18 protein-coding genes and 1 other RNA gene are annotated in these 19,049 nt (G+C 51.0%); 10 read left to right on the top strand and 9 right to left on the bottom strand.

What is annotated here, in order from left to right; translation table 11 throughout:
- Positions 1-17 precede the first annotated feature (17 nt).
- The 6 genes from cof to amtB all read left to right on the top strand — a co-directional run bounded on the left by cof (position 18) and on the right by amtB (position 6,858).
- On the top strand, positions 18-836 hold the full coding sequence (gene cof / locus FQZ95_RS20380) for an HMP-PP phosphatase (protein ID WP_001353404.1): 819 nt from the start codon (positions 18-20) through the stop codon (positions 834-836).
- Positions 837-988: 152 nt separating this feature from the next.
- Positions 989-1,447 carry a DNA-binding transcriptional regulator DecR gene (gene decR, locus FQZ95_RS20375; RefSeq protein ID WP_000884589.1) on the top strand — a complete coding sequence of 153 codons (459 nt, stop codon included), beginning with the start codon at positions 989-991 and terminating at the stop codon, positions 1,445-1,447.
- 29 nt (positions 1,448-1,476) lie between these two features.
- A complete protein-coding gene (locus FQZ95_RS20370; protein ID WP_160530589.1) occupies positions 1,477-3,249 on the top strand; it encodes a SmdA family multidrug ABC transporter permease/ATP-binding protein in 1,773 nt (590 codons plus the stop codon).
- On the top strand, positions 3,242-5,023 hold the full coding sequence (locus tag FQZ95_RS20365) for a SmdB family multidrug efflux ABC transporter permease/ATP-binding protein (RefSeq protein WP_160530588.1): 1,782 nt from the start codon (positions 3,242-3,244) through the stop codon (positions 5,021-5,023). The genes FQZ95_RS20370 and FQZ95_RS20365 overlap by 8 nt, the downstream gene beginning before the upstream one ends.
- 180 nt (positions 5,024-5,203) lie before the next feature.
- A complete protein-coding gene (gene glnK / locus FQZ95_RS20360) occupies positions 5,204-5,542 on the top strand; it encodes a P-II family nitrogen regulator (protein WP_000780338.1) in 339 nt (112 codons plus the stop codon).
- A gap of 29 nt (positions 5,543-5,571) precedes the next feature.
- Positions 5,572-6,858, top strand: coding sequence for an ammonium transporter AmtB (gene amtB, locus FQZ95_RS20355; RefSeq protein WP_160530587.1), 1,287 nt, complete (start codon positions 5,572-5,574; stop codon positions 6,856-6,858).
- 48 nt (positions 6,859-6,906) lie between these two features.
- Here amtB and tesB read toward each other — a convergent pair whose 3' ends face one another.
- Positions 6,907-7,767, bottom strand: coding sequence for an acyl-CoA thioesterase II (gene tesB / locus FQZ95_RS20350; RefSeq protein WP_000075876.1), 861 nt, complete (start codon positions 7,765-7,767; stop codon positions 6,907-6,909).
- A 217-nt stretch (positions 7,768-7,984) separates the two neighbouring features.
- Between tesB and FQZ95_RS20345 the strand changes: the two genes are divergently transcribed.
- On the top strand, positions 7,985-8,557 hold the full coding sequence (locus FQZ95_RS20345) for a YbaY family lipoprotein (protein ID WP_000779831.1): 573 nt from the start codon (positions 7,985-7,987) through the stop codon (positions 8,555-8,557).
- 30 nt (positions 8,558-8,587) lie between these two features.
- Here FQZ95_RS20345 and FQZ95_RS20340 read toward each other — a convergent pair whose 3' ends face one another.
- A complete protein-coding gene (locus tag FQZ95_RS20340) occupies positions 8,588-8,899 on the bottom strand; it encodes an MGMT family protein (RefSeq protein WP_000409907.1) in 312 nt (103 codons plus the stop codon).
- A gap of 162 nt (positions 8,900-9,061) precedes the next feature.
- On the opposite strand from FQZ95_RS20340, the gene ffs reads away from it, so the two are divergent.
- Together ffs and FQZ95_RS20330 are read left to right on the top strand one after the other, a co-directional pair.
- Positions 9,062-9,158: signal recognition particle sRNA small type (gene ffs / locus FQZ95_RS20335), an RNA gene on the top strand.
- A gap of 119 nt (positions 9,159-9,277) precedes the next feature.
- Entirely contained in the window at positions 9,278-9,631 is a 354-nt protein-coding gene (locus tag FQZ95_RS20330) for a DUF1428 domain-containing protein (RefSeq protein ID WP_000878140.1), read from the top strand.
- Positions 9,632-9,672: 41 nt separating this feature from the next.
- Here the strand turns inward: FQZ95_RS20330 and pdeB are convergent, their stop codons facing one another.
- The 7 genes from pdeB to acrA form a co-directional block, all read right to left on the bottom strand.
- On the bottom strand, positions 9,673-11,223 hold the full coding sequence (pdeB, locus tag FQZ95_RS20325) for a cyclic-guanylate-specific phosphodiesterase PdeB (RefSeq protein WP_001353400.1): 1,551 nt from the start codon (positions 11,221-11,223) through the stop codon (positions 9,673-9,675).
- 163 nt (positions 11,224-11,386) lie between these two features.
- Positions 11,387-11,857: a YlaC family protein gene (locus FQZ95_RS20320; RefSeq protein WP_000136192.1), complete on the bottom strand. Its 471-nt coding sequence runs from the start codon at positions 11,855-11,857 to the stop codon at positions 11,387-11,389.
- 115 nt (positions 11,858-11,972) lie between these two features.
- On the bottom strand, positions 11,973-12,524 hold the full coding sequence (gene maa / locus FQZ95_RS20315) for a maltose O-acetyltransferase (protein ID WP_000102551.1): 552 nt from the start codon (positions 12,522-12,524) through the stop codon (positions 11,973-11,975).
- 171 nt (positions 12,525-12,695) lie between these two features.
- The gene (locus FQZ95_RS20310) at positions 12,696-12,914 is read right to left on the bottom strand and encodes an HHA domain-containing protein (RefSeq protein WP_001291435.1); all 219 of its coding nucleotides are present in this window, start codon (positions 12,912-12,914) and stop codon (positions 12,696-12,698) included.
- Positions 12,915-12,939: 25 nt separating this feature from the next.
- The gene (gene tomB / locus FQZ95_RS20305) at positions 12,940-13,314 is read right to left on the bottom strand and encodes an Hha toxicity modulator TomB (RefSeq protein WP_000344800.1); all 375 of its coding nucleotides are present in this window, start codon (positions 13,312-13,314) and stop codon (positions 12,940-12,942) included.
- Between the two features lie 546 nt (positions 13,315-13,860).
- Entirely contained in the window at positions 13,861-17,010 is a 3,150-nt protein-coding gene (gene acrB / locus FQZ95_RS20300; protein ID WP_001132492.1) for an efflux RND transporter permease AcrB, read from the bottom strand.
- Between the two features lie 22 nt (positions 17,011-17,032).
- Positions 17,033-18,226 carry a multidrug efflux RND transporter periplasmic adaptor subunit AcrA gene (gene acrA / locus FQZ95_RS20295; protein ID WP_001353399.1) on the bottom strand — a complete coding sequence of 398 codons (1,194 nt, stop codon included), beginning with the start codon at positions 18,224-18,226 and terminating at the stop codon, positions 17,033-17,035.
- A 141-nt stretch (positions 18,227-18,367) separates the two neighbouring features.
- On the opposite strand from acrA, the gene acrR reads away from it, so the two are divergent.
- Entirely contained in the window at positions 18,368-19,015 is a 648-nt protein-coding gene (gene acrR / locus FQZ95_RS20290; RefSeq protein WP_000101739.1) for a multidrug efflux transporter transcriptional repressor AcrR, read from the top strand.
- Positions 19,016-19,049 lie beyond the last annotated feature (34 nt).

Raw genomic sequence — 19,049 nt, 5'->3', positions numbered from 1 at the left:
ACAGAGTGGAGAAAGAAATGGCTCGTCTGGCAGCATTTGATATGGACGGCACTTTATTGATGCCTGACCATCATTTAGGTGAGAAAACACTCTCTACTTTGGCACGACTGCGTGAACGCGACATTACCCTCACTTTCGCCACAGGTCGTCATGCGCTGGAGATGCAGCATATTCTCGGGGCGCTATCGCTGGATGCGTATTTGATTACCGGCAACGGAACGCGCGTGCATTCTCTGGAAGGTGAACTTTTACATCGTGATGATTTACCTGCGGATGTGGCAGAGCTGGTGCTGTATCAGCAATGGGATACCCGAGCTAGCATGCATATTTTCAATGACGATGGTTGGTTTACCGGAAAAGAGATCCCTGCGTTGTTGCAGGCATTTGTCTATAGCGGTTTTCGTTATCAGATAATCGATGTTAAAAAAATGCCACTCGATCGCGTCACCAAGATCTGCTTCTGTGGCGATCACGACGATCTTACACGCTTGCAGATCCAACTACACGAAGCATTAGGCGAGCGTGCACATTTGTGTTTTTCCGCGACTGATTGCCTCGAAGTGCTCCCGGTGGGCTGCAATAAAGGCGCTGCATTGACGGTGCTGACCCAACATTTAGGTTTATCGTTGCGCGATTGCATGGCCTTTGGTGATGCGATGAACGATCGCGAAATGTTAGGCAGCGTCGGTAGCGGCTTTATTATGGGCAATGCGATGCCGCAACTGCGCGCGGAGCTCCCTCATTTACCGGTGATTGGACACTGCCGAAATCAGGCTGTCTCTCACTATTTGACACACTGGCTGGACTATCCACATCTACCTTATTCCCCCGAATAACGAGATCCCTTCCAGCACCGGGCAATTGCCCGGTTTTTTTTGCGTTGAATTTGTCATTTTGTGCCGTGGTGTTTAAACCGCACAGAATAAATTGTCGCGATTTCACCTTTAAAATAGAATTAAAAGAGAAAAAATTTCTCTGTGGAAGGGTTATGTTAGATAAAATTGACCGTAAGCTGCTGGCCTTACTACAGCAGGATTGCACCCTCTCTTTGCAGGCATTGGCTGAAGCCGTTAATCTGACAACCACGCCTTGCTGGAAGCGACTGAAACGGTTGGAGGATGACGGTATCCTTATCGGCAAAGTCGCCCTGTTGGACCCGGAAAAAATTGGCCTCGGTCTGACCGCCTTTGTGCTGATAAAAACGCAACATCACAGCAGCGAATGGTATTGCCGCTTTGTGACGGTGGTTACTGAAATGCCAGAAGTGCTGGGGTTCTGGCGCATGGCCGGGGAATACGATTATCTGATGCGCGTCCAGGTTGCCGATATGAAACGCTACGACGAGTTTTATAAGCGTCTGGTAAACAGCGTGCCGGGGCTGTCGGACGTCACTTCCAGCTTCGCGATGGAACAGATTAAATACACCACTTCTTTACCCATCGAATAAATATCCAGAATCAGGTCAGGACACTACGCGTGCGATTATTTGCTCAATTAAGCTGGTATTTCCGTCGGGAATGGCGTCGCTATCTCGGGGCTGTTGCCTTGCTTGTCATTATCGCGATGCTGCAACTGGTTCCGCCGAAAGTGGTTGGTATTGTTGTCGATGGCGTGACAGAACAACACTTTACTACCGGGCAGATCCTGATGTGGATCGCCACCATGGTGCTGATTGCTGTTGTGGTTTATCTCCTGCGTTACGTCTGGCGCGTATTGCTGTTTGGCGCGTCTTATCAACTGGCTGTTGAACTGCGTGAAGATTATTACCGTCAGCTAAGCCGGCAGCATCCTGAGTTTTACCTGCGTCATCGCACGGGTGACCTCATGGCTCGTGCGACCAATGACGTCGATCGGGTCGTGTTTGCCGCCGGAGAAGGGGTGCTGACGCTGGTGGATTCACTGGTGATGGGCTGCGCTGTGTTGATTATGATGTCTACGCAAATTAGCTGGCAGTTGACCTTATTTGCCCTGTTACCTATGCCAGTGATGGCGATCATGATTAAGCGCAACGGCGATGCCTTGCATGAACGCTTTAAGCTGGCACAGGCGGCGTTTTCCAGTCTTAATGACCGCACCCAGGAAAGCCTCACCAGTATCCGCATGATCAAAGCCTTTGGTCTGGAAGATCGCCAGTCGGCGTTATTTGCCGCGGATGCCGAAGATACCGGCAAAAAAAACATGCGGGTGGCGCGTATTGATGCTCGTTTCGACCCGACCATCTATATCGCGATTGGTATGGCGAACTTGCTGGCGATTGGCGGCGGTAGTTGGATGGTGGTGCAGGGCAGTTTAACGCTGGGCCAGCTCACCAGTTTTATGATGTATTTAGGTCTGATGATTTGGCCGATGCTGGCGCTGGCATGGATGTTTAACATAGTGGAGCGTGGTAGTGCTGCGTACAGCCGTATTCGCGCGATGCTGGCGGAAGCGCCGGTGGTGAACGATGGTAGCGAACCCGTGCCCGAAGGTCGTGGTGAACTGGATGTAAATATTCGCCAGTTTGCGTATCCGCAGACTGACCATCCTGCGCTGGAAAACGTCAATTTCGCCCTGAAACCCGGTCAGATGCTGGGTATCTGCGGGCCGACTGGTTCCGGCAAAAGTACCCTGTTGTCGCTCATTCAGCGTCATTTCGACGTCAGCGAGGGGGATATTCGCTTTCATGATATTCCTCTGACGAAGTTACAACTCGATAGCTGGCGTAGCCGCCTGGCGGTGGTCAGCCAGACGCCATTCCTTTTTTCCGACACCGTGGCGAACAACATCGCGCTGGGTTGCCCGAATGCCACACAGCAAGAGATTGAGCATGTCGCGCGGTTAGCCAGCGTACATGACGATATTTTGCGTCTACCGCAAGGTTACGATACAGAGGTGGGCGAGCGCGGCGTGATGCTTTCTGGTGGGCAAAAACAGCGTATCTCCATTGCTCGTGCGTTATTAGTCAACGCGGAAATCCTCATCCTTGATGATGCGCTTTCGGCGGTGGACGGACGCACAGAGCACCAGATCCTGCATAACCTGCGTCAGTGGGGGCAGGGAAGAACGGTAATCATCAGTGCCCATCGCCTTTCGGCACTGACGGAAGCCAGTGAAATTATTGTGATGCAGCACGGACATATCGCCCAGCGTGGCAATCATGATGTGCTGGCACAACAAAGCGGCTGGTATCGCGATATGTATCGCTATCAACAACTGGAGGCGGCGCTCGACGACGCTCCGGAAATTCGCGAGGAGGCCATCGATGCGTAGTTTTAGCCAACTGTGGCCGACTCTCAAGCGCCTGTTAGCGTACGGTTCGCCGTGGCGTAAACCGTTGGGGATTGCGGTCCTGATGATGTGGGTTGCGGCGGCGGCAGAAGTCAGCGGGCCGCTGCTTATCAGCTATTTTATCGACAATATGGTGGCGAAAAATAACCTGCCGTTGAAAGTGGTTGCCGGGCTGGCTGCGGCGTATGTTGGGCTACAACTGTTTGCCGCCGGGCTACATTACGCGCAGTCGCTGCTGTTTAATCGGGCGGCGGTTGGCGTGGTACAACAGTTGCGTACCGACGTGATGGATGCTGCGTTACGCCAACCGTTGAGTGAGTTTGATACTCAGCCGGTCGGGCAGGTGATTTCCCGCGTTACCAATGATACTGAAGTGATCCGCGACCTCTACGTTACCGTAGTGGCAACGGTCCTGCGTAGCGCCGCCCTGGTGGGTGCGATGCTGGTGGCGATGTTTAGTCTCGACTGGCGAATGGCGCTGGTAGCGATAATGATTTTCCCGGTGGTGCTGGTGGTAATGGTGATATACCAGCGTTACAGCACGCCGATTGTCCGTCGTGTGCGCGCCTATCTGGCAGATATCAACGACGGCTTTAACGAAATCATCAATGGCATGAGCGTCATCCAGCAGTTCCGTCAGCAGGCGCGATTTGGCGAACGTATGGGTGAGGCCAGTCGTTCACACTATATGGCGAGGATGCAAACCCTGCGCCTCGACGGTTTTCTGCTGCGTCCGCTGCTGAGTCTGTTTTCATCGCTCATTCTTTGTGGCTTGTTGATGCTGTTTGGCTTCTCCGCCAGCGGTACCATTGAAGTGGGCGTACTGTATGCGTTTATCAGCTATCTTGGGCGACTTAACGAACCCTTAATCGAACTGACCACGCAACAAGCAATGCTGCAACAGGCCGTTGTTGCTGGTGAGCGCGTGTTTGAGTTGATGGACGGGCCGCGCCAGCAATACGGCAATGATGATCGCCCGTTGCAGAGCGGCAACATTGAAGTCGATAACGTGTCATTTGCTTATCGCGATAACAATCTGGTGCTGAAGAATATTAATCTCTCTGTGCCTTCGCGCAACTTTGTGGCGCTGGTGGGGCATACCGGCAGTGGAAAAAGTACCCTCGCCAGTTTATTGATGGGCTATTACCCGCTAACGGAAGGTGAGATTCGCCTTGATGGTCGTCCGTTAAGTTCGCTAAGTCACAGCGTGCTGCGCCAGGGCGTGGCGATGGTGCAACAAGATCCGGTGGTACTGGCGGATACCTTCCTCGCCAACGTGACGCTGGGACGTGATATCTCCGAAGAACGTGTCTGGCAGGCGCTGGAAACCGTGCAACTGGCGGAGCTGGCGCGCAGCATGAGCGATGGTATTTATACGCCGCTGGGCGAGCAGGGGAATAATCTCTCCGTCGGGCAAAAGCAACTGCTGGCACTGGCGCGCGTGCTGGTGGAGACGCCGCAAATCCTGATCCTTGATGAGGCAACCGCCAGCATTGACTCCGGTACTGAACAGGCGATTCAACACGCACTGGCGGCGGTGCGTGAACACACTACGCTTGTGGTGATTGCTCACCGCTTATCGACCATTGTCGATGCCGACACCATTCTGGTGCTTCATCGTGGTCAGGCTGTGGAACAGGGGACTCACCAGCAACTGCTGGCCGCCCAGGGGCGCTACTGGCAGATGTATCAACTGCAACTTGCGGGCGAAGAGCTGGCAGCCAGCGTGCGTGAAGATGAATCATTGAGCGCCTGAATAGCGCAATATTTCATCGTTGGTGCAAAAATGTAACGCACTGTGCACTGTCATAGTGCGTTTTTGTTTTCAATCTTCTTAACTTCCTGCTCACTTTCTCGTTTTTCATTTCTGGCACACCGCTTGCAATACCTTATTCGTGTAGCAGAACCATTACCGAATTCTGACCGGAGGGGATCTATGAAGCTGGTGACCGTGATAATCAAACCATTCAAGCTGGAAGACGTTCGTGAAGCGTTATCTTCCATTGGTATTCAGGGCCTGACCGTCACCGAAGTGAAAGGTTTCGGGCGTCAGAAAGGGCATGCCGAGCTGTACCGGGGGGCGGAATACAGCGTCAACTTTCTGCCAAAAGTAAAAATTGATGTGGCGATTGCTGATGACCAACTCGATGAAGTGATCGATATCGTCAGCAAAGCGGCTTACACCGGAAAAATTGGCGACGGCAAAATCTTCGTCGCTGAATTGCAACGCGTCATTCGTATTCGTACCGGCGAAGCCGACGAAGCGGCGCTGTAATCTCTGGCACACAGCAACAGGAACGAAAAATGAAGATAGCGACGATAAAAACTGGGCTTGCTTCACTGGCGATGCTGCCGGGACTGGTAATGGCTGCACCTGCGGTGGCCGATAAAGCTGACAATGCGTTTATGATGATTTGTACTGCGCTGGTGCTGTTTATGACTATTCCGGGGATTGCCCTGTTTTACGGTGGGTTAATTCGCGGCAAAAACGTGCTGTCGATGCTGACGCAGGTGACGGTGACGTTTGCACTGGTCTGTATTCTCTGGGTGGTTTACGGCTACTCGCTGGCGTTTGGTGAGGGCAACAACTTCTTCGGTAACATTAACTGGTTGATGCTGAAAAACATCGAACTGACGGCGGTGATGGGCAGCATTTATCAGTATATCCACGTGGCGTTTCAGGGATCGTTTGCCTGCATTACCGTCGGCTTGATCGTCGGGGCGCTGGCGGAACGGATCCGCTTCTCAGCTGTGCTGATTTTCGTGGTGGTGTGGCTGACGCTTTCTTACATTCCGATTGCGCATATGGTCTGGGGCGGCGGTTTGCTGGCTTCTCACGGTGCGCTGGATTTTGCGGGTGGCACGGTGGTGCACATTAACGCCTCTATTGCAGGTCTGGTGGGCGCGTATCTGATTGGTAAACGCGTGGGCTTCGGCAAAGAGGCGTTTAAACCGCACAACCTGCCGATGGTCTTTACCGGTACTGCCATTCTCTATATCGGTTGGTTTGGCTTTAACGCCGGGTCAGTGGGCACGGCGAATGAAATCGCAGCACTGGCATTTGTGAATACTGTGGTCGCAACGGCGGCGGCAATTCTTGGCTGGATCTTCGGTGAATGGGCGCTGCGTGGTAAGCCTTCACTGCTGGGAGCGTGTTCAGGCGCGATTGCCGGTCTGGTCGGCGTGACGCCAGCCTGTGGCTACATTGGTGTTGGCGGCGCGTTGATTATCGGCGTGGTAGCTGGTCTGGCAGGCTTGTGGGGCGTGACCATGCTCAAACGCTTGCTGCGGGTGGATGATCCCTGCGATGTCTTCGGTGTGCACGGTGTTTGTGGCATTGTCGGCTGTATCATGACTGGGATTTTTGCCGCCAGCTCGCTGGGCGGCGTAGGCTTCGCTGAAGGTGTGACGATGGGCCATCAGTTGCTGGTACAGCTGGAAAGCATTGCCATTACGATTGTCTGGTCCGGTGTGGTGGCGTTTATTGGCTACAAACTGGCGGATCTGACGGTTGGTCTGCGTGTACCGGAAGAACAGGAGCGAGAAGGGTTGGACGTCAACAGCCACGGCGAAAATGCCTATAACGCGTAATAAGCACTGCAAAAAACAGCCGGACGGTTTTCACCTCCGGCTATTTTTTTAATTGTGATTACGCATTACCCCTTCCTGAACGGTCGAGGCAACCAGCACGCCGTCCTGGGTATAAAACTCACCGCGCACAAAGCCGCGTGCGCTGGACGCCGAGGTGCTCTCCACGCTATACAGCAGCCATTCATTCAAATTAAACGGGCGATGGAACCACATGGAATGGTCGATGGTTGCTATCTGAATCCCTGGTTCGAGAAAACCGATGCCGTGCGGCTGTAAAGCTACCGGCAGGAAATTAAGGTCAGAAGCGTAACCGAGCAGATACTGATGAACGCGCAGATCATCCGGTACGCTACCATTTGCGCGGATCCACACCTGACGATGTGGTTCTGCGACATGTCCTTTCAGTGGGTTATGAAACTCCACCGGACGGACTTCCAGCGGACGATCGCAGATGAATTTATCTTTCAGCACTGGCGGCAGCAGGTGCGCCAGCGATTGGGCGATTTGCGTTTCCGAAGGCAGGCCATCAGGCGCTGGCGCGGACGGCATTGTTTTTTGATGTTCGAAACCCGCTTCCGGAGCCTGGAAAGAGGCTGTCATATAGAAAATCGGTTTACCGTTTTGAATAGCAGCAACCCGGCGGGCGCTGAAGCTGTTACCGTCACGCAGCGTTTCGACATCATAAATAATCGGCTTCTTACTGTCGCCTGGGCGAAGAAAGTAGCTGTGAAACGAATGTACCAGCCGCTCTTCAGGGACGGTCTCTTTTGCAGCATACAAGGCCTGACCCACGACCTGGCCGCCAAACACCTGGCGTAAACCTAAATCTTCACTCTGGCCGCGAAAGAGTCCTTCCTCAATTTTTTCCAGATTTAACAATGTCAGTAAATTTTTTAGCGCCTGACTCATATAACTCTCCAGTAACAAAGCTGCCGCAGCAAGCCAAAGTGAGTTGAGTATAACGCAAATTTGCCACTGGTCCGATGGGTGCAATAGTCTGAATTACTAGCCAATTACAGGCAGAAATGCGTGATGTGTGCCACACTTGTTGACGTTACTATTTTGTTAACCACTCTTCCGGCGAGGAAAGTTAGCCCGCTGGTGCATTGATAATAAGGAGAAGTAAATGAAACTCGTGCACATGGCCAGTGGTTTAGCGGTTGCGATTGCGTTGGCGGCTTGCGCAGATAAAAGCGCGGATATTCAGACGCCAGCACCGGCTGCAAATACGTCTATTTCAGCAACACAGCAACCAGCTATCCAGCAACCGAATGTTTCCGGTACCGTCTGGATCCGTCAGAAAGTTGCACTGCCGCCTGATGCCGTGCTGACCGTGACACTTTCTGACGCGTCGTTAGCCGATGCACCGTCAAAAGTACTGGCGCAGAAAGCGGTGCGTACCGAAGGCAAACAGTCACCATTCAGCTTTGTTCTGCCATTTAACCCGGCAGATGTTCAGCCGAACGCGCGTATTCTGTTGAGTGCGGCGATTACCGTGAATGACAAACTGGTATTTATTACCGATACCGTTCAGCCGGTGATCAACCAGGGCGGAACTAAAGCTGACCTGACATTGGTGCCGGTGCAGCAAACCGCCGTGCCGGTTCAGGCCAGCGGTGGCGCAACGACTACCGTACCATCAACTTCACCAACCCAGGTGAATCCGTCTTCGGCAGTTCCGGCTCCTACGCAATATTAAGCGAAGTTAACCCTCTCCGCCCGGAGAGGGTTAGTAGTTCCAGCGATAACGCTGCAAGTCGATTTGCCCTCTTCCTGACACCATCACACCTTCTGCCAGTAATGCCTGTCGCTGACGCTGTAAATCCGGTCCGGTTAGCGAAATGGTGCCGTGGCGATTAACCACCCGGTGCCAGGGCAAGGTGCTGCCTTCCGGGAGACGCTTTAACACACCACCTACCTGGCGCGCGGCGCGGGGCGATCCCGCCAGTTTCGCGACATCACCGTAAGTGGTGACATAGCCTTCGGGAATAGCGGCTACGATTTGCCAGACGCGTTGGGGAAATGAATCTTCTTTTTCCATCTTTTCTTCCTGAGGTAATTTTTCAGCATAATCTGGAAAAACGCCCGAGTGAAGCCGCATTGCGCAAGAAACCAGCATCTGGCACGCAATGGGTTGCAATTAGCCGGGGCAGCAGTGATAATGCGCCTGCGCGTTGGTTCTCAACGCTCTCAATGGGGGCTCTGTTGGTTCTCCCGCAACGCTACTCTGTTTACCAGGTCAGGTCCGGAAGGAAGCAGCCAAGGCAGATGACGCGTGTGCCGGGATGTAGCTGGCAGGGCCCCCACCCATTTCTGCCTCCCCCCGTTTCGTCAAAAAATCCCAACATGGCTAAACTTTAACCACAACTGACGTCGCAAGAATTGTCTGGCTGCGCAGTACGCTTCGGAGGTATGTCTGATGAAGTATGTTGATGGTTTTGTGGTTGCCGTTCCTGCCGATAAAAAGGATGCCTATCGGGAAATGGCCGCTAAGGCCGCGCCATTGTTTAAAGAGTTTGGCGCGCTTCGTATTGTCGAATGCTGGGCCAGCGATGTACCGGATGGCAAAGTGACCGATTTTCGTATGGCGGTGAAAGCGGAAGAGAATGAAGAGGTTGTCTTTAGCTGGATTGAATACCCTTCAAAAGAGGTCCGCGACGCTGCTAATCAAAAGATGATGTCGGACCCACGGATGAAGGAGTTCGGCGAGTCCATGCCGTTTGATGGCAAGCGAATGATCTATGGCGGATTCGAGTCAATCATCGACGAATAGGTAGCGTGACGGGCTGTGCGGCGTGCCGTCAGCCCAAAAATTCACAAATGTTGCTCGGCCCAGCGTAAGAAATCCTCTTTCGGTAATGCCTTGCTGTAGAGCCAGCCCTGGCCGTAGTGCACGCCATGCTGGCGTAGCCACTCTTCTTGTTTACTGGTTTCGATTCCCTCCGCTACCATTTTCAGTTTCAGTGTTTTTGCCATTTCGATGATATGTGGCGTGACATTTTTATATTCCAGCGCATCAACGAAAGATTTATCGATCTTCAGAATGTCGACATCCAGATCCTGTAAATAGCTTAAACTTGAATACCCCGTACCAAAATCATCGAGATAAATTTCATGGCCCGCCTCCCGGTAGCGAGAAATTATCGGGGCGCTGGTTTTCGGATCGGCAAACTCGCGTTCAGTGAGTTCAAGCGCGATCTGTCTGGGATTAACCTGATAGTGATTGATCATTTCACGCAGCAATTGCGGGATTTTTTCCGAGGTGAGCACGGTGGATTCAAGATTGATCGAAATATGCTGCTGCGGATGCTGACGCAGCCAGTCGCCCATATCTTCAAAGACACTTTTTATAATCAGTAGCGTCAACGGCTCAGAAAGCCCCGTTTGCTGTGCCAGCGGAATAAAACTATCTGGTGACAACCAACTACCGTCTGTCTGCGGCCAGCGCGCCAGTGCCTCAGCACCGACAATTTTGCCATTGGCTAAGGAGACAATCGGCTGATAGTGCACGCAAATATCACGATTTTCGATAGCATCCTGCAGCCGATGATGCGGTGACTGGATACGGCGCAAAATACGCAGCACAAACATCGCTGCCAGCAGGCCAATCACCAACCCGAGCGGTAACCAAATAAAGACTTGCCGATGCCAGCCTTTCTGCAACATTTTCGTTGAAGCCCAGGTGATGATCGAAATATTCATCTCCGGGAAGGGCTGGATATCGTAAATAATTCCATTATTTTCGATATGCTCACCGGGTGTTTTTTGTAGCCTGGTAATAATTCCCTGAGCAATTTCATCGCTGCTGGTTATGACAACATTATGGGCATTGCCAATAATGGCGGCATCAATTTGCCATGAGCTATAGGGAATGACATCAATAAAGGAAGCGGGGTCGATCATGACGACATAATGTGCCGTTCCTATGGCGACCATGTAACGGATAATGCCTAAATCGTTATGCGATGTTAACCAGACCCGATAACCATCTTTCGAAATTTTACCTGGCTCGGGGAAGGCATCGGGTGGGCTTTCATGCTCCAGAGACGAACACTGGGGAACGTTGTTATCGATATAGACCACTTCCTGAATATAGCGATAACTGTAAGATACCCGACGCATTTTCATGAGATGGGCTGCGCTACAGGCCGCACCTTGCCACCTTTCCAGCTCCTGCAGAGCATCTTTCCCTTGTATCGCCACCTTATTGGCCCGAATAGCGACGCGGGAGGAATAAGTATTCAGCTCTTCAATAAAAGATGTTTGTACTTGCTGATGGGCCAGCCAGATGCTTAAGCCGACAGGCAGTAATACTGAAAGAATCAGTACTCCCGAAATCAGGCTGACCAGATGTCGTGTTCTCACCAGCATATCCTTATTAACATAGTGTAGGGAAAGTATATCTGATTGTGGAAAAAGGCAGGCAGGAGATAAGGAGGTAGAGCTGGTATTTCATGAAGCGATGGGTGGAAACGATCGTTGTCATTTGACCAGGCGTAGAGCTTTACGCCTGGTATGTAACCCTAACTTAAGATGTTGATTCGGCGCGAGCGAGGGTAAAAATATCGTAAAAAGACAGTTCACCTTTACGGACGATCATTTTTTGCAGTTGTTCTTTATGAACATCCGCGACACGCGGAGAGTTCAAGATGGCTTCAACCAGCGCGGCAGGTACAAAGCGCGTGTTGTACCATTCGCCGTTATAGCAAACGCGGAAATCAAGCACGTCGATATCTTCATAGCGGTAGCGTGGGTAGACATCGAAAAAGAAGAAACCATTAAGCAGGATAAATAATACAACCAGTAGCCAGACAGAGCCTGACAGCGTTTCGGACTGCAACATCACCGCCAGGGTGGCAAAAAAAGCAACGTACATACCGATAAACAGCCCCGGATGTTTACGGATAAAACTGATACTAAAGCGGGGTTTGTTGTCGCGTTTTTCGCGGGTATTCAGAGACTCAATCGTTTCGGTCAGCAGGCGTTGTATTTCGGTCATCGTTTGCCTTCGTGGTATCTGCAACTTTCCAGGGAACACCCTATTTTAACGTGGGAATAGTAGAGGGAAAGTAACAGATTTGCCACGATTTTGCATAACAGTTGCGAAAAACAGGTTACAATTTTTTAATGATTCTGGCTGGATTACCGCCCACGACAACATTGTCCGGGACATCTTTTGTGACAACTGCACCTGAGGCTACCACGACGTTATCACCAATGGTCACACCAGGGTTAATGACTGCGCGTCCGCCAATCCAGACGTTATTACCGATGGTGACGGGTTTCCCCAGTTCAACACCGCTATTACGTGCTACAGGGTCGATGGGATGTGTTGCCGTGTAGATATGAACACCTGGCGCTAACATACAGTTATCACCGATGCGAATAGGGCAGACATCAAGCATCACGCAATCGAAGTTGGCGAAAAAATTATTGCCGAGAAAAATGTTATAGCCATAGTCACAGCGAAACGTTGGCTCAATATAAGCCTCTGTCACCTGACCGAATAAATCAGCGAGAATTTGCTGGCGTAATGTTTCCTCTTCCGCCAGGGAATGATTGTATCGGTGAATAAGCTGACGAGCGCGCAGGCGATCGCGAGATAACGTCTCATCTGCCGAGCGATACAACTCACCAGCAATCATCTTTTCTTTTTCTGTGCTCATTACTGACCTCCGGTTGCTGAAAATGCGGCAACACAGTAAGGCGAAAAGTCAGTGAAGAGAACGTTCCCATTACGTCTGTGTGATGAAGATCACATAGGGTGCGCCTTCATGGCGATAAAGTATAAAATTCTTAATAAACAGCTTGTTATAGCTCCGAAAGCCAATTATTTATTAGCGAATAAATTTCCATACTGAGGAAGGGATCTTGTCGTACAGTTTATTCATAGTCAATTCGGCGAGGCGGTGATCTGCGGCTGAGTAAAATACCGCCAGTTCATTATCTGATAATTCGTATTTATTTTTCTCGATAACACGCTCCAGCGTGTCAATTGTCTGGCAACGACGCAAACGCATTAAATAATCGGTTTTCGTTAAAGGTTTTTCGGACATACTTCTACCCATGGTTGTAATAATTCTAACAAGATAAACTCGCAGGATTCTCTTTCGTCGCATTGACAAAACAACGGAATAGTCGATTACCTGACTTCCGCCATTTCTGAAGATCCTGCATATTAATACCATAACTACTGAACAACATAAAGGTGTCATCCAGATATTCGTCGATCTGCTCAATGAGCTTATTGTCTTCATTATACTTAATTTTGTAATTAAGTGCGAAGGTCGCAATATGCTCAATCAGTTCATTCAACTGGAGGTTGATCGCCGAGGTTGGGTCGTTAACCCAGCCATGGTTGCTTTCTTCAAGGTTTGCAAGGCAATCATGATACAGGGTTTCACAGAGAAACTTAAGCTGTGCGATATCATGTCTTTTGGGTGAGTATTCATCCATAACGCGTCCCCTTCTTAGCGGTTGAACTAACGGACACCTTTCGGGATGGAAAAAACTTACTGACCTGGACTTGCCCTCTCGTTTGTTAGCTTAACTATAAGCCACTCTTTGCAGGTTTTCATCGCATTATTACGAAAAATTACAAATAGGAAGGAAGCGGGATAGGACTCACTTTTTCATACTAGCACCAACCCGCTGCAGGTAAAAGCAGTTTGCTCGAACTGTTCATAACATTTCAGGATTATCGCCAGATGAAATTGGTCACACTAATACCAGGAATGCTCTGAATATGTCGTAATAACCGATGAATGAATAAAGAATTACCGCAAATAATTAAGAAAAGCCTCTAAATGATTATGGATTATTAAATCTATTAGCCCTGCTTAATATAAATTAACTAACAATCAGTATTTTTTATGAATTTTATGCGAAGTTAATACTGGTTTTCATATGAGATTCTGAGTTGATTGTTCAGTTCCCCATTCAACTCGTAGGTTATGCATCTAAAAAAGGCCGCTTGCGCGGCCTTAGTGATTACACGTTGTATCAATGATGATCGACAGTATGGCTGTGCTCGATATCTTCATTCTTGCGGCTAAAGCGGCGGCGAACCACCACAAAGAATACCGGAACGAAGAAGATTGCCAGTACCGTTGCGGTCACCATCCCGCCCATTACACCGGTACCTACTGCGTTCTGCGCGCCGGAACCAGCACCAGTACTGATAACCAGCGGCATAACGCCGAGGATAAACGCCAGCGAGGTCATCAGGATCGGACGTAAACGCATCCGCACCGCATCAAGCGTCGCTTCAATCAGACCTTTACCTTCTTTATCCATCAAGTCTTTGGCGAATTCGACGATAAGTATCGCGTTCTTCGCCGACAACCCAATGGTTGTGAGCAGGCCTACCTGGAAGTACACGTCATTGGTCAGGCCACGGAAGGTGGCTGCCAGCAAGGCACCGATAACCCCCAGCGGAACGACCAGCATAACGGAGAACGGAATCGACCAGCTCTCGTACAGCGCCGCCAGACACAGGAACACGACAATCAACGAAATCGCGTACAGTGAAGGTGCCTGGTTGCCGGAGAGACGTTCCTGATAGGACATCCCCGTCCAGTCATAGCCAACACCGGTAGGCAGTTTACTCGCCAGTTGTTCCATCAGCTCCATTGCTTCACCGGTACTTTTACCCGGTGCCGCCTGGCCTAAGATTTCCATAGACGGCAGGCCGTTGTAACGTTCCAGACGCGGCGAACCGTACTCCCAACGAGAAGAGGAGAACGCCGAGAACGGTACCATCTGACCATCAGCAGCACGAACATACCAGTCGCCGATATCATCCGGCAGCATACGGTATTTCGCTTCTGACATGACGTAAACTTTCTTCACACGACCGCGGTCGATAAAGTCGTTCACATAGCTACCGCCCCATGCAGCGCCCAGAGTGGTGTTAATGTCGTTGATAGAAACACCCAGCGCCTGCGCTTTTTCCTGGTCGATATCAATCTTAAACTGCGGGGTATCTTCCAGACCGTTTGGACGTACGCTGGTCAACATATCAGGGTGCTTCGCTGCTTCTGCAAGCAGCTGGTTACGCGCCTGAGTCAGTTTTTCGTGACCAAGGCCAGCCTGGTCAATCAGCTCAAAGTCAAAGCCGGTTGCAGTACCCAGTTCCACGATTGCGGGCAGGTTAAAGGCGAAAACCATCGCATCTTTGATTTGCGAGAAAGCGCGTGTTGCACGCATGGTAATCGCTTCAACTTTGTTTTCTTCGCCCGGACGATCGGCCCAGTCCTTCAAGGAAACGAACGCAATACCGGTATTCTGACCACGTCCCGCAAAGCCGAAGCCGTTAACGGCGAACACCGACTCAACGTTGTTCTTTTCTTTGGTCAGATAGTAATGCGTTACCTCATTGAGCACTTTCTGCGTACGTTCCTGCGTTGCACCTGCTGGCAGCTGAACCATGGTCATAAATACGCCCTGGTCCTCATCTGGCAAGAAGGAGCTTGGCAGACGCACAAACAGATAGGCCATGCCGACCACGATGATTAGATACAGCACCAGGTAACGCCCCGTACTGCGCAGAATACCGCCTACGCTGTCGGTGTAGTGGTGCGTGCTCTTCTCGAACATGCGGTTAAACCAGCCGAAGAAGCCTTTTTTACCTTCTCCGTGATCGCCTTTGGCAATAGGTTTCAGCATGGTGGCACAAAGAGCCGGAGTCAGAATCAACGCCACCAGTACCGACAGCGCCATTGCTGAAACAATGGTAATAGAGAACTGACGATAGATAGCACCAGTAGAACCGCCAAAGAAGGCCATCGGTACGAATACCGCCGACAGTACCATCGCGATACCGACCAGAGCGCCCTGAATCTGCCCCATCGACTTACGGGTGGCTTCTTTTGGCGGCAAACCTTCTTCCGCCATCACACGCTCAACGTTTTCTACCACAACGATGGCGTCATCCACCAACAGGCCGATGGCGAGCACCATCCCGAACATTGTTAGCGTGTTTATCGAGAAGCCAAAGGCGGCAAGGACGGCAAAGGTCCCCAGCAATACCACCGGTACGGCAATGGTCGGAATCAACGTCGCGCGGAAGTTCTGCAAGAACAGATACATAACCAGGAACACGAGGATGATCGCTTCGACCAGCGTTTTAACCACTTCGTGAATAGAGATTTTCACGAACGGTGTGGTGTCGTACGGGTAAACAATTTTCAGACCCGACGGGAAGAACGGTTCCATCTTCGCCAGTTCAGCACGGATTGCCGCAGCGGTATCCAGCGCGTTCGCGCCGGTTGCCAGCTTGATCCCCAGACCGGAAGCCGGTTGGCCGTTAAACTCTGCGATGATGTCGTAGTTCTCACCACCCAGCTCAATTTTCGCCACATCACGCAGCAGCACGCGGGAACCATCCTGATTCACTTTCAGCAGGATTTTGCCGAACTCTTCAGTAGAAGTCAGACGCGTCTGAGCAATAATAGAGGCGTTAAGCTGTTGGCCTTTCACCGGCGGCGTACCACCGAGCTGACCCGCCGCAACCTGGGCGTTCTGCGCTTTGATGGCGGTAATGACATCAACCGGCGTTAGCTGGTATTTGTTCAGTTCATTAGGGTTCATCCAGATACGCATCGCGTACTGAGAACCGAACAGCTGAACGTCACCCACGCCCGACGTACGGCTGATGGCGTCTTTCATATTCGCCGCCACGTAGTCGGAGATATCCTCCTGCGTCATGGTGCCATCGGTGTTGATAACGCCGACAACCATCAGGAAGCTACTGGACGATTTCTCAACGCTCACCCCTTGCTGCTGTACTTCTTGCGGCAGCAACGGCATTGCCAGCTGCAGTTTGTTCTGCACCTGAACCTGCGCGATATCCGCATCAGTACCAGACTCAAAGGTCAGGGTGATCTGCACGGTACCCGTGGAGTCACTGTTAGAGGACATGTACATCAGGTTATCGATACCATTCATATTCTGTTCGATAACCTGTGTCACCGTGTCCTGCACTGTTTTCGCATCAGCGCCGGGGTAGGAGGCGGAGATCGTTACTGCCGGCGGAGCAATCGTAGGATATTGCGCCACCGGCAGTTTGAGGATCGCCAGCCCCCCTGCCAACATGATGATGATGGCGATCACCCACGCAAAAATCGGGCGATCGATAAAGAAATTAGGCATGTCTTAACGGCTCCTGTTTAAGTTAAGACTTGGACTGTTCAGGCTGAGTACCGCTTGCGGCTTGCTGGTTATTATCAGCGGTAACTTCTTGTGCTTTTACCTGGACACCAGGACGCACTTTCTGCAGCCCACTTATTACTACGCGATCGCCTGCTTTCAGACCTTCTGTCACCAGCCACTTATCGCCAATAGCCTGGCTTGCAACGATCGGACGGGTTTCCACTTTGTCATCCGCGCCAACCACCAGTACGGTAGCATCGCCACGCGGCGTACGGGTTACACCCTGTTGCGGGACTAAAATGGCGTTTGGATTCAGCCCTTCTTCCAGACGTGCGCGCACGAACATACCCGGCAGCAGAGTGTGATCCGGGTTCGGGAAGATAGCGCGTAGGGTGATAGACCCGGTGGTCTGATCGACAGTAACGTCAGAGAACTCCAGCGTACCGTCCTGTGGGAACTTAATGCCGTCACTGGTGATCAGCGACACTTTGGCTTTGCCGTTCTCTTGTTTCAGCGTGCCATTTGCCAGTTCCTGTTTCAGGCGCAGGAAGTCGTTGCTGGACTGAGTCACATCAACGTAGATCGGATCAAGTTGCTGCACGGTTGCCAGCGCAGTCGCCTGACCGTTTTGCACCAGGGCACCTTCCGTCACGTTTGACTTACCAATGCGGCCGCTAATTGGAGAGGTGACTTTGGTGTAAGCCAGATTGATACGCGCAGTTTCAACGGCAGCTTTCGCCGCAGTTACCGCGGCATTCGCCTGTTGCGCATCAGCCAGAGCCTGATCGTACTCTTGCTTACTGATGTACTGCGTACCCAGCAGTTTCTGATAACGATTCACCGTCAATTGCGCGATATTGGCTGCAGCCTGGGCTTTCGCTAAATCGCCTTTCGCACTGTCGTATGTGGCCTGATAGGTCGCAGGATCAATCTGATAGAGAGAGACACCTGCTTCGATGTCGCTACCTTCTTTGAAATTACGCTTCAGGATAATCCCGCTAACTTGAGGACGAACTTCTGCGATCCGGTAGGCACTGGTGCGACCCGGAAGCTCGGTTGTGATCTGCAGAGGTTCAGTTTTGACTGTAACTACGCCAACGGCGGGCATCTGCTGGCCACCTTGTTGGGCCTGTTTGTCGTCACATCCTGTTAGGGCTAAGCTGCCTGAGAGCATCAGAACGACCGCCAGAGGCGTAAACCCTCTGTTTTTGTTCATATGTAAACCTCGAGTGTCCGATTTCAAATTGGTCAATGGTCAAAAGTTAATAAACCCATTGCTGCGTTTATATTATCGTCGTGCTATGGTACATACATTCACAAATGTATGTAAATCTAACGCCTGTAAATTCACGAACATATGGCACGAAAAACCAAACAAGAAGCGCAAGAAACGCGCCAACACATCCTCGATGTGGCTCTACGTCTTTTCTCACAGCAGGGGGTATCATCCACCTCGCTGGGCGAGATTGCAAAAGCAGCTGGCGTTACGCGCGGTGCAATCTACTGGCATTTTAAAGACAAGTCGGATTTGTTCAGTGAGATCTGGGAACTGTCAGAATCCAATATTGGTGAACTAGAGCTTGAGTATCAGGCAAAATTCCCTGGCGATCCACTCTCAGTATTAAGAGAGATATTAATTCATGTTCTTGAATCCACGGTGACAGAAGAACGGCGTCGATTATTGATGGAGATTATATTCCACAAATGCGAATTTGTCGGAGAAATGGCTGTTGTGCAACAGGCACAACGTAATCTCTGTCTGGAAAGTTATGACCGTATAGAACAAACGTTAAAACATTGTATTGAAGCAAAAATGTTGCCTGCGGATTTAATGACACGTCGCGCAGCAATTATTATGCGTGGCTATATTTCCGGCCTGATGGAAAACTGGCTCTTTGCCCCGCAATCTTTTGATCTTAAAAAAGAAGCTCGCGATTACGTCGCCATCTTACTGGAGATGTATCTCCTGTGCCCCACGCTTCGTTACCCTGCCACTAACGAATAACCCTGAATCTGACTCCAGGATTTTTCCTGGACAT

The sequence above is a fragment of the Escherichia sp. HH41S genome, from assembly GCF_009820115.1.
GTDB classification, from domain to species: Bacteria; Pseudomonadota; Gammaproteobacteria; order Enterobacterales; family Enterobacteriaceae; genus Escherichia; species Escherichia coli_F.
The sequence above is the reverse complement of the archived record's forward strand: the minus strand, read 5'-3'. Positions and strand labels throughout refer to the sequence as shown.

What these genes read in the sequence shown, in the direction of transcription:
- acrA (WP_001353399.1), bottom strand. Translation starts at nt 18,226, where the DNA reads ATGAACAAAAACAGAGGGTTTACGCCTCTGGCGGTCGTTCTGATGCTC.
- tesB (WP_000075876.1), bottom strand. Translation starts at nt 7,767, where the DNA reads ATGAGTCAGGCGCTAAAAAATTTACTGACATTGTTAAATCTGGAAAAA.
- glnK (WP_000780338.1), top strand. Translation starts at nt 5,204, where the DNA reads ATGAAGCTGGTGACCGTGATAATCAAACCATTCAAGCTGGAAGACGTT.
- maa (WP_000102551.1), bottom strand. Translation starts at nt 12,524, where the DNA reads ATGAGCACAGAAAAAGAAAAGATGATTGCTGGTGAGTTGTATCGCTCG.
- FQZ95_RS20365 (WP_160530588.1), top strand. Translation starts at nt 3,242, where the DNA reads ATGCGTAGTTTTAGCCAACTGTGGCCGACTCTCAAGCGCCTGTTAGCG.
- acrR (WP_000101739.1), top strand. Translation starts at nt 18,368, where the DNA reads ATGGCACGAAAAACCAAACAAGAAGCGCAAGAAACGCGCCAACACATC.
- tomB (WP_000344800.1), bottom strand. Translation starts at nt 13,314, where the DNA reads ATGGATGAATACTCACCCAAAAGACATGATATCGCACAGCTTAAGTTT.
- FQZ95_RS20330 (WP_000878140.1), top strand. Translation starts at nt 9,278, where the DNA reads ATGAAGTATGTTGATGGTTTTGTGGTTGCCGTTCCTGCCGATAAAAAG.
- FQZ95_RS20320 (WP_000136192.1), bottom strand. Translation starts at nt 11,857, where the DNA reads ATGACCGAAATACAACGCCTGCTGACCGAAACGATTGAGTCTCTGAAT.
- decR (WP_000884589.1), top strand. Translation starts at nt 989, where the DNA reads ATGTTAGATAAAATTGACCGTAAGCTGCTGGCCTTACTACAGCAGGAT.
- cof (WP_001353404.1), top strand. Translation starts at nt 18, where the DNA reads ATGGCTCGTCTGGCAGCATTTGATATGGACGGCACTTTATTGATGCCT.
- amtB (WP_160530587.1), top strand. Translation starts at nt 5,572, where the DNA reads ATGAAGATAGCGACGATAAAAACTGGGCTTGCTTCACTGGCGATGCTG.
- FQZ95_RS20345 (WP_000779831.1), top strand. Translation starts at nt 7,985, where the DNA reads ATGAAACTCGTGCACATGGCCAGTGGTTTAGCGGTTGCGATTGCGTTG.
- FQZ95_RS20310 (WP_001291435.1), bottom strand. Translation starts at nt 12,914, where the DNA reads ATGTCCGAAAAACCTTTAACGAAAACCGATTATTTAATGCGTTTGCGT.
- FQZ95_RS20340 (WP_000409907.1), bottom strand. Translation starts at nt 8,899, where the DNA reads ATGGAAAAAGAAGATTCATTTCCCCAACGCGTCTGGCAAATCGTAGCC.
- acrB (WP_001132492.1), bottom strand. Translation starts at nt 17,010, where the DNA reads ATGCCTAATTTCTTTATCGATCGCCCGATTTTTGCGTGGGTGATCGCC.